Below are 13,975 nucleotides of genomic sequence, written 5' to 3' on the forward strand. Positions count from 1 at the left end.
GGCCTCGCCTCCGGTCCCCCTGGGTCCGGCTGAACAGCTTCATTGTCCCAAGAGGCCGGCCCGGGTGCCTCCCGGCTCCGGGGTGGGGGAGGAGGAGCCGGCCGGGCCGGCCGCGGGCGCCTACTGCGGCCCGTACTTGCGGCCCGTCCTGGAGGAGACGGCCCCGAGCATCCCGCGCGGCACCAGCTTCGCCGCCCCCATCAGCGCCTTGTAGCGCGGGTCCGGAATGGAGAGCGTCTTGCCGCGCGCCAGATCGTGCAGCGCCGCCGCCACCAGCTTGTCCGCGTCGAGCCACATCCAGCCCGGGATGTTGTCGGTGCCCATCCCGGCGCGGTCATGGAACTCGGTGCGCACGAAGCCCGGGCAGAGCGCCATCAGCCGTACGCCGCTGCCGGCCAGATCGCGCGCCGCGCCCTGCGTGAACTGCACGACCCAGGCCTTGGACGCGCCGTAGGTGCCGCGGGGCACGAAGGCGGCCACCGACGCGACGTTGACCACGCCGCCCCGGCCGCGCTCGCGCATGGCCTCGGTCGCCGCCGACGTCAGCCGCAGCACCGCCTCGCAGTGCACCTTCAGCATCCGCAGTTCGTCGGCCATGGAGACGTCGAGGTAGCGGCCCTTGTTGCCGAACCCGGCGTTGTTGATCAGCAGGTCGACGGGGTTCTTGCGGTCGCCGAGGCGCCCGGCCACCGCCTCGATCCCCTCGTCCTCGGCCAGGTCGGCCGTCAGCACCTCCGCTTCGATGCCGTGCCGGTCGTGCAGCTCGGTCGCCTGCTCCCGAAGCCGCTTGGTGTCGCGGGCCACCAGCACCAGGTTGTGCCCGTCCGCCGCCAGTCGCCGCGCGAACGCGGCCCCGATGCCTGCCGTCGATCCCGTAATCAGAGCCGTTGTCATGGCAGAAGGTTAGTGACCTGGACCGAGTGCATCCGCTTCCCCGTGGGGCCGTCCGTGGTGAAGGGTCCGTGGAGACAGGCGTGGTGAGCGGCCATCAGGCCCCGCACCTCTCCTCCTGCTCCCGAGCCGTCCGCAGCACCACCGGGTGCAGGGCCTCGCCCGCGGCCGGCAGGTGCGGCAGCAGCGTCCGCTCGTTCGTCACGTCGTGGCCGGGCCGGTGCACGATCTCGACGGCATCGCCCGCGCGGATCTCCCCGGGCACGATCATCCGCAGACAGGCACCCGGGGTACCCCGCTGCGTGAGCCGCTCGGGCCTACACCGTCTGGCCGTCGCCGCCGTGGTGCTCCAGCCTGCACACCGCGTCACCGGCCAGTCCGCTGCCGCCGACGCCCCTGGGCCCGGGCCCGGCCCCCGAACCGGCCCGTCGACCGGCCGCTTGTCGAACCCGGTCACGCCCTCCGCGTCGTCGGTGTCGGCGTGGCCCGGCTTCACCAGAAGCCTCATGCCCGCCTGGTGCGGCGAACCGGTTCCCAAAGCGTCGACGCATCATCGGCAGCGATGTCAAAGGGTGACTTATCCTCGAAGGGTGATCGAAGCCCGTCATCTCCGCGTCCTGCGTGCCGTCGCGACCACCGGCTCCTTCTCCGCCGCCGGCCGCGAGCTCGGCTGCACCCAGCCCGCCGTCAGCCAGCAGATGAAGGCCCTGGAAACCTCCGTAGGCACACCTCTGCTGATCCGCACCGGACGGGAGATGCGCCTGACCCAGGCCGGCGAGGCCCTGGTGCGGCACGCCGCCGGCATCCTCGCCGGGCTCACGGCCGCCGAGGAGGAGGTCGCCGCCATCGCCGGGCTGCGCGCGGGCCGGGTCCGGCTCGTCTCCTTCCCCAGTGGCAGCTCCACCCTCGTCCCCACGGCCCTCGCCGCGCTGCGCGAGGCGCACCCGGGCACCCGCGTCTCCCTGGAGGAGGCCGAGCCGCCCGCCTCCGTCGGGCTGCTGCGCGAGGGCGACTGCGACGTGGCGCTCGCGTTCCGCTACGAGGGGGCGGCGGGCGCGGAGGAGTGGGACGACCTCGTCGTACGGCCGCTGCTGTCGGACCGGCTCGTCGCGCTCGTCCCGGAGCGGCACCGGCTCGCGGGCGCGGAGTCCGTCGCCATCGGCGAGCTCACCGATGAGCCGTGGATCGCGGGCTGCCCGCGCTGCCGCGGACAGCTGGTCGAAGTGTGCGCGGCGGCCGGCTTCACCCCGCGCATCGACTTCGCGACCGACGACTACCCGGCCGTCGTCGGCCTCGTCGGCGCGGGCCTGGGCGTGGCCGTGCTGCCCCAGCTGGCCGTCGAGTCGGTACGGCCCCGGGGTGTGCGCACCGTTCGCCTCGAACCGGCGGTGCGCCGGGAGATCGTCGCGCTCACCCTGCCCGACCTCGCACAGGTCCCGGCCGTTGCGGCGACGCTCGATCAGCTGGCCCGGGCCGCTCGCCGCTAGCGCGGCCCGCGCGTCCCAAAAACCAACGGCACGCGTGCGCGTGCCCGTTCGCAGAAACGTTCCTTCAGTTGTTCGAGGCGGTGTGCCCGCCCGATGCCGACGCCGACACCAGCCGGTTGCGCGCCCGCCCCATCAGCTCTTCGCGCTCGTCCTCGGTCAGCCCGCCCCACACGCCGTACGGCTCTCGCACCGCCAGGGCGTGGGCGGCGCACTCGGCGCGTACCGGGCACCTCATGCAGACCTCTTTGGCCGAGTTCTCACGAGCGCTCCTCGCCGCACCGCGCTCACCCTCCGGATGGAAGAAGAGCGAGCTGTCCACGCCGCGACAGGCAGCCAGCAGCTGCCAGTCCCACAGGTCCGCGTTCGGTCCGGGAAGGCGGGAGAAATCTGCCATTACGTGACCCCTTGTAGCCGTTCTGGGCGGATCCGGTGTCTACGACCGTACAACTACGATCTAAGGAGATGAAAATATGACTCATTGCGAATCTAGCTCCAGACACTGGCAAAGCGGAAGAAATGGGTCTGAATGGGGCATAGGTTGTGATGAAAGTTCGAGGGTCTGCTGCGCATATCTGCACCGTGTCCGCCCCCTCACGTAGAGTGCCGAAGATGGCAGCCGCCCCCGTAACTCTTTCGAGTGACCGTCGTTGAGAGTGCGAGGCGGTTGAAGGAACAAGCGCTCGGGCGGGCGTCCGAGACGGTCGACCGCACAGGTGACGATTTCGTACCAGCCTGGAGGCTCAAGGTGACGCGCATCAGCTGCGGAGGGCGGTCATGACATCCGTCCTCGTCTGCGACGACTCCCCGCTTGCCCGAGAGGCGCTCCGTCGTGCGGTCGCGACCGTGCCCGGCGTAGAGCGCGTGACGACGGCGGCCAACGGCGAGGAAGTCCTCCGCCGCTGGGGGGCCGACCGCTCGGACCTGATTCTGATGGACGTACGCATGCCCGGACTGGGCGGCGTCGAGACGGTCCGGCGGCTGCTGTCCGCCGACCCCGGTGCGCGCATCATCATGCTCACCGTCGCCGAGGACCTGGACGGCGTGGCCCTCGCGGTCGCCGCCGGTGCCCGCGGCTATCTGCACAAGGACGCCTCCCGCGCGGAACTGCGCGCGACGGTGACCCAGGCCCTGGCCGACCCGACCTGGCGGCTCGCCCCGCGCCGGCTGCGCTCGGCCGAGATGGGCGCGGCCCCCACGCTCACGGCGCGTGAGATCCAGGTCCTCGAAGGCATGAGTCACGGCCGTTCGAACGCCGAGATCGGCCGCGAGCTGTTCCTCTCCGAGGACACCGTCAAGACGCATGCCCGGCGCCTGTTCAAGAAGCTCGGCGCCTCGGACCGGGCCCACGCCGTGGCGCTCGGTTTCCGGTGGGGTCTGGTGCGCTAGGGCCTGTCGTTCGGATCACGCCCGTTCTTCGGACCGGGCCGGTTTCGACGCGCGGTCTCCGGCCGGGACCGGAGGGCGGGGGCACCCGGATGCCCCCGCGCGAGCCGCGCCCGCGTGGACCGGAGCCGGCGGTCGGCGACAGCGCCGTCAGGGATCTGCCCCGGCCCGGGCGAGGCCGAGAGCCCGGGAGGGCGCAGGCGAGGACCCACCTCTCCGGGGTGATTCGAACGGCAGGCCCCAGCGGGCCTGGTGAGGGCAGGGAAAGCCAGGTGGGCGCGGGTGGGCCGGGGGTTCGCCGGGTGCCCGCTGCTCGTTTCGCCGCGGATGCCGCATCCTTGAGGGTGTGGAGTTCCTCGGGGACGAGTCGGTCGAGCGGAAGGGGAGGGCGCAGGGGATGAGTGCCGGCGCACCTGCTCATAACGCTTCGGTGCACAACAACGGGAGCGGTGCCGCGGAGCCGGCGGCCGCAAGGCACCATGGACCGATGCGTGACGACGAGGCGGCCCCTGCCCAGGGCGCGATCGGTGCGCTCGTCCACCGCGCCGTCGACGGGGACGAGCAGGCGACGCACGACCTGCTCGCCCACGTCCACCCCCTGGCCCTGCGCTACTGCCGCACCCGTCTGTCCCGCCTTCCGGGCGACGCACGCCACTTCGTGGAGGACCTCGCGCAGGAGGTCTGCGTGGCGGTGCTCCTCGCACTGCCCCGCTACCGGGACACCGGCCGCCCTTTCGAGGCGTTCGTCTTCGCCATCGCCGCGCACAAGGTCGCCGACCTCCAGCGCGCGGCGATGCGTGGCCCCGGCTCGACGGCCGTGCCCTCCGACGAGATGCCCGAGCGCCCGGACGACTCCCTCGGCCCGGAGGAACGCGCCCTGCTCAGCAGCGACGCGGAATGGGCCAAGAAGCTCCTGGCCAACCTCCCCGAGAACCAGCGGGAGCTGCTGCTGCTGCGCATCGCGGTGGGGCTGACGGCCGAGGAGACCGGCCAGATGTTGGGAATGTCACCCGGGGCGGTCCGGGTGGCGCAGCACAGGGCACTGAGCCGGCTGCGGGCACTGGCCGAGCAGTAGCCCTGCTTGAAGAACCCCTCAGTTGAACAGGCGGTGCGCCGCTTCCGTACGAACATACGAAGCCCGGAGCCAGGCGGAACCGTGGAATGAGACAGCCCCGCTTCCCGTTAGCATGGACATCCGCACCGATCAAGGCCATTTGGGGAAGGTGTCATGACTGCCAACGTCGACGGAGTGCCCGGTAAATTCGCGACACTCGGGCTGACCTACGACGACGTGCTGCTGCTGCCGGGTGCATCCGAAGTGCTCCCCAACGCGGTCGACACCTCGTCCCGCATCTCCCGCAACGTCCGGGTCAACATCCCGCTGCTCTCCGCGGCGATGGACAAGGTGACCGAGTCCCGCATGGCGATCGCGATGGCCCGCCAGGGCGGCGTCGGCGTGCTGCACCGCAACCTCTCCATCGAGGACCAGGTCAACCAGGTCGACCTGGTGAAGCGCTCCGAGTCCGGCATGGTCACCGACCCGATCACGGTGCATCCCGACGCCACGCTGGCCGAGGCCGACGCCCTGTGCGCCAAGTTCCGCATCAGCGGCGTCCCGGTCACCGACGGCAACAAGAAGCTGCTCGGCATCGTCACCAACCGCGACATGGCCTTCGAGACCGACCGCACCCGTCAGGTGCGCGAGGTCATGACGCCGATGCCGCTGGTCACCGGCAAGGTCGGCATCTCCGGCGCCGACGCCATGGAGCTGCTGCGCCGCCACAAGATCGAGAAGCTTCCGCTGGTCGACGACGCGGGCATCCTCAAGGGCCTCATCACGGTCAAGGACTTCGTCAAGGCCGAGCAGTACCCCAACGCGGCGAAGGACTCCGAGGGCCGGCTGCTCGTCGGTGCGGCCGTGGGCGCCAGCCCCGAGGCACTGGAGCGCGCCCAGGCGCTCGCCGGCGCCGGTGTGGACTTCCTGGTCGTCGACACCTCGCACGGCCACAACAGCAACGCCCTCAGCTGGATGGCGAAGATCAAGTCGAGCGTCGGCGTCGACGTGATCGGCGGCAACGTCGCCACGCGTGACGGCGCCCAGGCGCTGATCGACGCCGGTGTCGACGGCATCAAGGTGGGCGTGGGCCCCGGCTCGATCTGCACCACCCGCGTGGTCGCCGGTATCGGCGTCCCGCAGGTCACGGCCATCTACGAGGCGTCCCTCGCGGCCCGTCCGGCGGGCATCCCGCTGATCGGCGACGGCGGCCTGCAGTACTCCGGCGACATCGGCAAGGCCCTCGCCGCCGGTGCCGACACCGTGATGCTGGGCAGCCTCCTCGCCGGCTGTGAGGAGTCCCCGGGCGAGCTCCAGTTCATCAACGGCAAGCAGTTCAAGTCGTACCGCGGCATGGGCTCGCTCGGCGCCATGCAGTCCCGCGGCCAGGCGAAGTCGTACTCCAAGGACCGCTACTTCCAGGCCGAGGTCGGCTCCGACGACAAGCTCGTGCCCGAGGGCATCGAGGGCCAGGTGCCCTACCGCGGCCCCCTGGCCAACGTCCTGCACCAGCTCGTCGGCGGCCTGCGCCAGACGATGGGCTACGTGGGCGCCGCCTCCATCGACGAGATGGAGACCAAGGGCCGCTTCGTCCGGATCACCTCCGCGGGCCTCAAGGAGAGCCACCCGCACGACATCCAGATGACGGTCGAGGCACCGAACTACAGCCGCAGCAAGTAGCGGCCGGCCTCCCAGGGCGGCTCCGGAGCATCCGGGGCCGCCCTCGCCGTGCCCGTCGGCGATACTGGAAGACGCTGCAACGCATCAGGGAAAGGCCACAGACGTGACTGAGATCGAGATCGGGCGCGGCAAGCGCGGCCGCCGGGCGTACGCCTTCGACGACATCGCCGTCGTCCCCAGCCGCCGTACGCGGGACCCGAAGGAGGTCTCGATCGCCTGGCAGATCGACGCCTACCGCTTCGAGCTGCCCTTCCTGGCCGCCCCCATGGACTCGGTCGTCTCCCCGGCCACCGCGATCCGCATCGGCGAGCTCGGCGGCCTCGGCGTGCTGAACCTCGAAGGCCTGTGGACGCGCTACGAGGACCCGCAGCCGCTGCTCGACGAGATCACCGGTCTGGACGCGGAGACCGCGACCCGCCGTTTGCAGGAGATCTACGCGGCCCCCATCAAGGAGGAGCTGATCGGGCAGCGCATCAAGGAGGTGCGCGACTCCGGTGTCGTCACCGCCGCCGCGCTCTCCCCGCAGCGCACCGCCCAGTTCTCCAAGGCCGTCGTCGACGCGGGCGTGGACATCTTCGTCATCCGCGGTACGACGGTCTCGGCGGAGCACGTCTCCGGCGCGCACGAGCCGCTGAACCTCAAGCAGTTCATCTACGAGCTGGACGTCCCGGTGATCGTCGGCGGCTGCGCCACGTACACGGCGGCCCTGCACCTGATGCGTACCGGCGCGGCCGGTGTGCTCGTCGGCTTCGGCGGGGGCGCCGCGCACACCACGCGCAACGTGCTCGGCATCCAGGTCCCCATGGCGACGGCGGTCGCCGACGTGGCCGCGGCGCGCCGCGACTACATGGACGAGTCGGGCGGCCGGTACGTGCACGTGATCGCGGACGGCGGTGTCGGCTGGTCCGGCGACCTGCCCAAGGCGATCGCCTGTGGCGCGGACTCGGTGATGATGGGCTCGCCGCTGGCCCGTGCGACCGACGGTCCGGGCAAGGGCCACCACTGGGGCATGGAGGCCGTGAACGAGGAGCTGCCGCGCGGCAAGAAGGTCGCCCTCGGCACGGTCGGCACCCTGGAGGAGATCCTCACGGGCCCGTCCCACACCCCCGACGGCTCGATGAACCTCTTCGGCGCCCTGCGCCGCGCCATGTCCACGACCGGCTACAGCGAGCTCAAGGAGTTCCAGCGCGTCGAGGTGACGGTGGCGGACTCGCAGCACTCGCGGTAGTCCGTTCCGACGGAGAAGGGCCTGGTCACTCGGGGGAGTGGCCGGGCCCTTTTGCGTGCCCAAGTGGGCGTGAAGGGGCACGTGTTGCCGTTGGAGGGCGCACGGGTGCTTTCGGGCCGTTCGGCCCCGTTGAGGGTGGTTTCGAGGCGCTAGTGTCCTTGATCGGCGCCCAGGTTCTTCTGGGTGCCCCCTTCCAAGGACATGGTCCGGACCCCGCCCTCGGGGCCCGGCCCGATTCCGACGTGCCGTCTACCGGGTCAAGGGGCGGCGTCGTGGAGGGGGGCGCCCATGGGACGCCACCGCAAGCCCACCTGCTGGGACCGACTCCGTCTTCGGATGGTGCAGTGCCGGAGGAGGTGGATCTTGCGGATTTTCGGATGGTGAGCGGCCGCCCCCAAGAAGCCTAGGGGCGGACACTCCGTGATCCATCCAGGAGCCTGCCGCAGTGACCGCTGCGGTGGGCTCCACCTGTGTCCGTAAGGTACCCACGCGGCGTTCCGCATGCCACCAGTCCCCAGGGCTCACGCACCCCGCGCGCCCCCCTTCACAACCGATGCGCCGCCCCCGTAGGAGCTGCCCCCCGTGTGTCGAGCAGCAGCTGGGCCTTCACCGACAGGCCCTGGAGGTCATACGTCCGGTGTTGCTGGAGCAGGATGGTCAGGTCCGCGTCGGCGGCTGCCTCGTAGAGGGAGTCCGCGCGCGGGACGGGGTGGTCGAGGACGCTCCAGGAGGGGACGTACGGGTCGTGGTAGCTGACCGAGGCGCCCAGCTCCCTCAGGCGCAGGGCGATCTCCCGGGCCGGAGTGCCCTGGAGGTCGGCGAGGTCGGGCTTGTACGTGACGCCGAGCAGGAGCACGCGGGCGCCCCGGGCCGACTTGCCGTGTTCGTTGAGGAGCGCGGCGGCGCGCTGGACGACGTAGCCCGGCATGCGGTTGTTGACCTCCTGGGCCAGTTCCACCATGCGCAGGCCGCGGCCGCCGCCGGCGGTCATGTCCTGGGGGACGGAGTGGCCGCCGACGCCGGGGCCCGGGCGGAAGGCCTGGAAGCCGAACGGTTTGGTCTCCGCGCAGCGGACGACGTCCCAGAGGTCGACGCCCAGGTCGTTGCAGAGGACGGCCATCTCGTTGACGAGGGCGATGTTCACGTGCCGGTAGTTGGTCTCCAGCAACTGCACGGTCTCCGCTTCGCGGGGTCCACGCGCGCGTACCACCTTGTCGGTCAGCCGTGCGTGGAACGCGGCCGCCGACTCGGTGCAGGCCGGTGTGAGGCCGCCGATGACCTTGGGGGTGGTGGCGGGCGTGACGTCGCGGTTGCCCGGGTCGACCCGGCTGGGGGAGTACGCGAGGTGGAAGTCGCGCCCGGCGCGCAGACCGGAGCCGTCCTCCAGAAGCGGACGCAGGAATTCCTCAGTCGTCCCCGGGTACACGGGTGACTCCAGGATCACTGTGGTGTGCGGGCGCAGATGGGCGGCCAGGGTGCGGGCGGCCGCCTCCAGCTGGCTCAGGTCGAGCCCGCCGTCCGCGCCCGGCGGGGTCGGCGCGCAGATGACCGCGGTGCGCACCCGGCCGAGCTCGGCCGGGTCGGTGGTCGGCCGGAAGCCCCCCGAGAGCATCCGGCGCAGTTCGGCGGGGCTGAGCGAGCCCGCCTCGGGTCCGGTCCGGTAGCCGATGGTGGGGATGCCGGCGGCGACGGCGGCCTGGGCCAGGGGCAGGCCGTACGGGCCGAGTCCGATGACGGCGAGATCTGCGGGCATGGCGGCCGTCCTTCCCGATAGCCGAAGTGGGACAGGTGCGCAAGCCCTGTGGACAGGACGGGCGAGCGCAATGTCAGACTAGGAGTAAATATGACCGATATGCGGGATTGCTCGGCCGAGTTTCGGTGAGTGTTCCGTGAGCGTTGTCCACAGGCTGCGGGCCCGTGGTGGCTGAAGTCGGGCAACCCGGTCAGAATCTGGGCAGGGGGATACGGACGGGGCCTCGCCCGACGGGTGCGGCCGGCGCGACCGATGAGCGGGAGGCAGCGGTGAGGACAGCGACACTCGGACCGGCGCAGCGCGCCGAGTCACTCGCATCTATGGCCGAGCGCGAGCTGGACGTGCTGGTGGTGGGTGCAGGCGTGGTCGGTGCGGGCACCGCGCTCGACGCCGTGACGCGGGGCTTGTCCACCGGCCTGGTCGAGGCGCGTGACTGGGCGTCCGGCACGTCGAGCCGGTCCAGCAAACTCATCCACGGCGGCCTGCGCTATCTGGAGATGCTCGACTTCGCACTCGTCCGCGAGGCCCTGAAGGAACGCGGCCTGCTGCTGGAGCGGCTCGCCCCGCATCTGGTGAAGCCCGTGCCGTTCCTGTACCCGTTGCAGCACAAGGGCTGGGAGCGGTTCTACGCCGGGTCGGGCGTCGCCATGTACGACGCCATGTCCATGGCGCGCGGGCACGGCCGGGGCCTGCCGACGCACCGTCACCTGACGCGCTCTCACGCCCTGCGCGTGGCCCCCTGCTTGAAGAAGGACGCCCTGGTCGGGGCCTTGCAGTACTACGACGCCCAGATGGACGACGCCCGGTACGTGACGAACCTGGTGCGCACGGCCGTGGCGTACGGCGCGGAGGCGGCCAACCGCGCCCGCGTGACGGGTTTCCTGCGGGAGGGCGAGCGGGTCGTCGGCGCCCGGGTGCAGGACGTGGAGGGGGGCGGCGAGTACGAGATCCGCGCCAAGCAGGTGGTCAACGCCACCGGCGTGTGGACGGACGACACCCAGGCCATGGTCGGCGAACGCGGCCAGTTCCACGTCCGGGCGTCCAAGGGCATCCATCTGGTCGTGCCGCGCGACCGGATCCACTCCACGACCGGCCTGATCCTGCGCACGGAGAAGTCGGTGCTGTTCGTCATCCCCTGGGGCCGGCACTGGATCGTCGGCACCACGGACACCGACTGGGACCTCGACAAGGCCCACCCCGCCGCGTCCAGCGCGGACATCGACTACCTGCTGGAACACGTGAACTCCGTGCTCTCGGTACCGCTCACGAGGGATGACGTCCAGGGCGTGTACGCGGGCCTGAGGCCGCTGCTCGCCGGCGAGTCGGACGCCACCAGCAAGCTGTCGCGCGAGCACACGGTGGCACACCCGGTGCCCGGGCTGGTCGTCGTGGCCGGCGGCAAGTACACGACGTACCGGGTCATGGCCAAGGACGCGGTGGACGCGGCGGTGCACGGGCTCGACATGCGCGTCGCGGAGTGCGTCACCGAGGACGTGCCGCTGCTGGGCGCCGAGGGCTACCGGGCGCTGTGGAACGCGCGGGCGCGGATCGCCGCCCGGACCGGGCTTCACGTGGTGCGGGTCGAGCACCTGCTGAACCGCTACGGGACGATGACCGAGGAGCTTCTCGCGCTCATCGCGGAGGACCCGTCGCTGGGCGAGCCCCTGGCGGCGGCCGACGACTATCTGCGCGCCGAGATCGTGTACGCGGCCTCCCACGAGGGGGCGCGGCACCTGGACGACGTGCTGACGCGGCGGACGCGCATCTCGATCGAGACGTTCGACCGGGGCGCCCGCAGCGCACGCGACGCCGCCGAGCTGATGGCGCCGGTGCTCGGCTGGGACAAGGACCAGATCGAGCGCGAGGTCGAGCACTACCAGAAGCGGGTGGAGGCCGAGCGGGAGTCGCAGCGGCAGCCCGACGACCTGACGGCGGACGCGGCGCGGCTGGGGGCGCCGGACATCGTGCCGTTGTGATCCTGCCGGTCCCGTGGTCGAGGCAGGGCCGTTGCCCTGCCGGGCCGTCCCGGACATCACCCGAACGAGTGTCGGGAGACGGGATCTCCGTTCGGAGCCGGGTCGTTCTACGAGGTGCGGGGGCAGAACTCGGCAGTGAGTAAGGCCGATTCGAGACCGGGATCTGCGATCGCGTCCGTGTTCACGCGGAAGGTGAGGACACGCCGTCCGTCGACGGTGGCTGCGGTGCGCACGTAGCTGCCGGATATGTGCCCGTTGTGCCCCCACACCGTCGTGCCGCACGGAAGTTTCTCGGGGAGCAGCCCCATGCCGTACGCGCCGTGTGCGGCACGGGTGTCGAGCATCTCGCGCAGCCAGTGCGGGGGCAGCAGCCGGCCGCCGAGCAGGGCCCCGTAGAAGCGGTCCAGGTCGGCCAGTGTGGTCACCAGCTCACCCGCGGCTCCGGCCACCCGCGGGTCGAGTTCGGTGACGTCGGTTCCGTCGGCGGCGTAGGCGCGGCCGTGCGGAGAGGGCAGCGAGGAGCGGGATCCGGGGAAGGAGGTGCCCGTCAGACGCAGAGGGGTGATGATGCGGTGCTCGGCTTCGGTGGCGTACGAGTGGCCGGTGGTCTGCTGTATCACCATGCCGAGCAGGACGTAGTTGGTGTTCGAGTAGGCGAAGCGGCCGCGTTCGGCCGGGGGATGGGTGAGGGCGATGTTCAGCGCCTGACGAGGTGTGACGGGGGCCGTTCCCTCGGTGTCAGTGGTGAAGTCGTGCAGTCCGGTGGTGTGGGTGAGCAGGGAGCGCAGGGTCAGCGCGCGGCCGTCGTTGCCCGCTCCTCGCACCAGACCCGGCAGGTGCTGCTCCACCGTGTCGGACAGCGACAGCCGGTGCTCGGCAGCCAGTTGCAGCACGACCGTCGCGATGAACGTCTTCGTGATGCTTCCGGCGCGGAAATGGTCCGGCCGGGCGATACCCGGCCCGGTGCCGGCATAGCGGGTCGTGGTGCCCTCCCGGGCCAGCAGGGCCGCGGCCGGGGCCCTGCCCTGGGTCACCAGCAGCGGCAGCACCGCGTCGGTGGGCGGCATCGAGAGGGCGGAGGAGTCCGCCGGCGGCAGACCGAACAGGGCGGCGGCCACCGGCAGTGCCAGCAATGTCCGAAACGGCGGCATGCGGGCTCCTCCCTGGTCAGGGCCCATCATGCAAGGTCGCGCGGGGCGGGCCGCACCCGGGTTGCCGGGGGGGCGGACGCGCCGGTTCTCGCCAGGGGGCCCCTGGGCGCCGGGCACTTGTCGGGTGAGAGACAATGGAGGCTCTGTCAGGGCGGGTTGTATGAGGGGACGCATGTCGGAGGCGGAGCGGGCGGGCACATCTCGTCAGGACACTCGTCAGGACAACAGGGAGCGTCTCCTCGCGGGGCGTTACCGACTGGGCAAGGTGCTCGGCCGTGGAGGCATGGGCACCGTGTGGCGGGCCCAGGACGAGACCCTCGGGCGGACGGTCGCCGTCAAGGAGCTGCGGTTCCCGTCGAACATCGACGAGGAGGAGAAGCGGCGGCTGATCACGCGGACGCTGCGCGAGGCCAAGGCGATCGCGCGGATCCGCAATAACAGCGCCGTGACGGTCTTCGACGTCGTCCAGGAGGACGACCGGCCCTGGATCGTGATGGAGCTCGTCGAGGGCAAGTCGCTCGCCGAGGTCATCCGGGAGGACGGCCTCCTCGAACCGAAGCGCGCCGCCGAGGTCGGGCTCGCCGTCCTCGACGTGCTGCGGTCCGCCCACCGCGAGGGCATCCTGCACCGTGACGTGAAGCCGTCGAACGTGCTGATCGCCGAGGACGGCCGGGTCGTGCTCACCGACTTCGGCATCGCCCAGGTCGAGGGTGACCCGTCCATCACCTCGACCGGCATGCTCGTCGGCGCGCCCTCCTACATCTCCCCGGAGCGGGCGCGCGGGCACAAGCCGGGCCCGGCGGCCGACCTGTGGTCGCTCGGCGGGCTGCTGTACGCGGCGGTGGAGGGCGCGCCGCCGTACGACAAGGGGTCGGCCATAGCGACCCTCACGGCCGTGATGACCGAGCCGCTGGAGGAGCCGAAGAACGCGGGTCCGCTGAAGGACGTCATCCACGGGCTGCTCATGAAGGACCCCGCGCAGCGGCTGGACGACGCGGGCGCCCGGGCGATGCTGAACTCGGTGCTGCGCGCGCCCGAGACGGCCGAGCCGGAGCCGTTGGACGCCACGAAGGTCGTGCCGCTGCCGGCGCAGCCGGACAGGTCCTCGGGCAAGGGCGGTTCGTCCCGCTCCGGGGGCAAGCGGGGCGAGGAGGCCGGGGAGCGGCTGCGCGGGGCGCTGCGTTCCGTGCGCAAGGCCGCCGCGGGGACGGCTGCCGCGGGGTCGGCCGCCAGTGCCGCATCCGGCGGCAAGTCCGGGGCGGGCAAGGGTGCTTCCCCGGCGGCGGACACGGTTTCCGCGGCGTCGGACAGCGGTGCCGGCCGGGGCGGGGCCGCGGGTGCGCCCGCGGCGCGGTCGGGCTCGGCCGCCGCC

General features: G+C 71.6%; 11 protein-coding genes and 1 pseudogene. 7 read left to right on the top strand and 5 right to left on the bottom strand.

Annotated features, from left to right (window positions below):
• Nucleotides 1-120 precede the first annotated feature (120 nt).
• Both GTY56_RS35925 and GTY56_RS35930 read right to left on the bottom strand, forming a co-directional pair.
• Nucleotides 121-894, bottom strand: a complete 774-nt coding sequence (locus tag GTY56_RS35925) for an SDR family NAD(P)-dependent oxidoreductase (protein WP_161369466.1) — start codon at nucleotides 892-894, stop codon at nucleotides 121-123.
• A gap of 94 nt (nucleotides 895-988) precedes the next feature.
• Nucleotides 989-1,399: pseudogene (locus GTY56_RS35930) on the bottom strand (hypothetical protein).
• Nucleotides 1,400-1,481: 82 nt separating this feature from the next.
• Between GTY56_RS35930 and GTY56_RS35935 the strand changes: the two are divergent.
• The gene (locus GTY56_RS35935) at nucleotides 1,482-2,378 is read left to right on the top strand and encodes a LysR substrate-binding domain-containing protein (RefSeq protein WP_161369467.1); all 897 of its coding nucleotides are present in this window, start codon (nucleotides 1,482-1,484) and stop codon (nucleotides 2,376-2,378) included.
• Nucleotides 2,379-2,442: 64 nt separating this feature from the next.
• Here the strand turns inward: GTY56_RS35935 and GTY56_RS35940 are convergent, their stop codons facing one another.
• Nucleotides 2,443-2,772, bottom strand: a complete 330-nt coding sequence (locus GTY56_RS35940; protein WP_004927066.1) for a WhiB family transcriptional regulator — start codon at nucleotides 2,770-2,772, stop codon at nucleotides 2,443-2,445.
• Nucleotides 2,773-3,152: 380 nt separating this feature from the next.
• Between GTY56_RS35940 and GTY56_RS35945 the strand changes: the two genes are divergently transcribed.
• The 4 genes from GTY56_RS35945 to GTY56_RS35960 all read left to right on the top strand — a co-directional run bounded on the left by GTY56_RS35945 (nucleotide 3,153) and on the right by GTY56_RS35960 (nucleotide 7,723).
• Nucleotides 3,153-3,764: a response regulator transcription factor gene (locus GTY56_RS35945; RefSeq protein ID WP_003948568.1), complete on the top strand. Its 612-nt coding sequence runs from the start codon at nucleotides 3,153-3,155 to the stop codon at nucleotides 3,762-3,764.
• A 484-nt stretch (nucleotides 3,765-4,248) separates the two neighbouring features.
• Nucleotides 4,249-4,836, top strand: a complete 588-nt coding sequence (locus GTY56_RS35950; protein ID WP_161369468.1) for a sigma-70 family RNA polymerase sigma factor — start codon at nucleotides 4,249-4,251, stop codon at nucleotides 4,834-4,836.
• A gap of 153 nt (nucleotides 4,837-4,989) precedes the next feature.
• Complete coding sequence (gene guaB / locus GTY56_RS35955; RefSeq protein ID WP_161369469.1) at nucleotides 4,990-6,495, top strand: IMP dehydrogenase; 1,506 nt, start codon at nucleotides 4,990-4,992, stop codon at nucleotides 6,493-6,495.
• Between the two features lie 103 nt (nucleotides 6,496-6,598).
• Nucleotides 6,599-7,723 (top strand): GuaB3 family IMP dehydrogenase-related protein, encoded by a 1,125-nt coding sequence (locus tag GTY56_RS35960; RefSeq protein ID WP_161369470.1) that lies wholly within the window; start codon nucleotides 6,599-6,601, stop codon nucleotides 7,721-7,723.
• Nucleotides 7,724-8,267: 544 nt separating this feature from the next.
• Here GTY56_RS35960 and GTY56_RS35965 read toward each other — a convergent pair.
• On the bottom strand, nucleotides 8,268-9,476 hold the full coding sequence (locus GTY56_RS35965) for a nucleotide sugar dehydrogenase (RefSeq protein WP_161369471.1): 1,209 nt from the start codon (nucleotides 9,474-9,476) through the stop codon (nucleotides 8,268-8,270).
• A 269-nt stretch (nucleotides 9,477-9,745) separates the two neighbouring features.
• Here GTY56_RS35965 and GTY56_RS35970 point away from each other — a divergent pair, with 269 nt between their 5' ends.
• Nucleotides 9,746-11,452, top strand: coding sequence for an FAD-dependent oxidoreductase (locus GTY56_RS35970; RefSeq protein ID WP_161369472.1), 1,707 nt, complete (start codon nucleotides 9,746-9,748; stop codon nucleotides 11,450-11,452).
• A gap of 107 nt (nucleotides 11,453-11,559) precedes the next feature.
• Here the strand turns inward: GTY56_RS35970 and GTY56_RS35975 are convergent, their stop codons facing one another.
• Nucleotides 11,560-12,603 (bottom strand): serine hydrolase domain-containing protein, encoded by a 1,044-nt coding sequence (locus tag GTY56_RS35975; RefSeq protein ID WP_161369473.1) that lies wholly within the window; start codon nucleotides 12,601-12,603, stop codon nucleotides 11,560-11,562.
• A gap of 172 nt (nucleotides 12,604-12,775) precedes the next feature.
• On the opposite strand from GTY56_RS35975, the gene GTY56_RS35980 reads away from it, so the two are divergent.
• On the top strand, nucleotides 12,776-13,975 hold a 1,200-nt coding region (locus GTY56_RS35980; protein WP_161369474.1), incomplete at its 3' end, for a serine/threonine-protein kinase.

Source organism: Streptomyces sp. SID5643 (assembly GCF_009872555.1).
GTDB lineage: Bacteria > Actinomycetota > Actinomycetes > Streptomycetales > Streptomycetaceae > Streptomyces > Streptomyces iakyrus.

Bases quoted from the DNA above. Each gene is read 5' to 3' on its own strand.
- GTY56_RS35925 (WP_161369466.1), bottom strand. From the start codon at position 894: ATGACAACGGCTCTGATTACGGGATCGACGGCAGGCATCGGGGCCGCG.
- GTY56_RS35945 (WP_003948568.1), top strand. From the start codon at position 3,153: ATGACATCCGTCCTCGTCTGCGACGACTCCCCGCTTGCCCGAGAGGCG.
- GTY56_RS35975 (WP_161369473.1), bottom strand. From the start codon at position 12,603: ATGCCGCCGTTTCGGACATTGCTGGCACTGCCGGTGGCCGCCGCCCTG.
- GTY56_RS35965 (WP_161369471.1), bottom strand. From the start codon at position 9,476: ATGCCCGCAGATCTCGCCGTCATCGGACTCGGCCCGTACGGCCTGCCC.
- GTY56_RS35940 (WP_004927066.1), bottom strand. From the start codon at position 2,772: ATGGCAGATTTCTCCCGCCTTCCCGGACCGAACGCGGACCTGTGGGAC.
- guaB (WP_161369469.1), top strand. From the start codon at position 4,990: ATGACTGCCAACGTCGACGGAGTGCCCGGTAAATTCGCGACACTCGGG.
- GTY56_RS35950 (WP_161369468.1), top strand. From the start codon at position 4,249: ATGCGTGACGACGAGGCGGCCCCTGCCCAGGGCGCGATCGGTGCGCTC.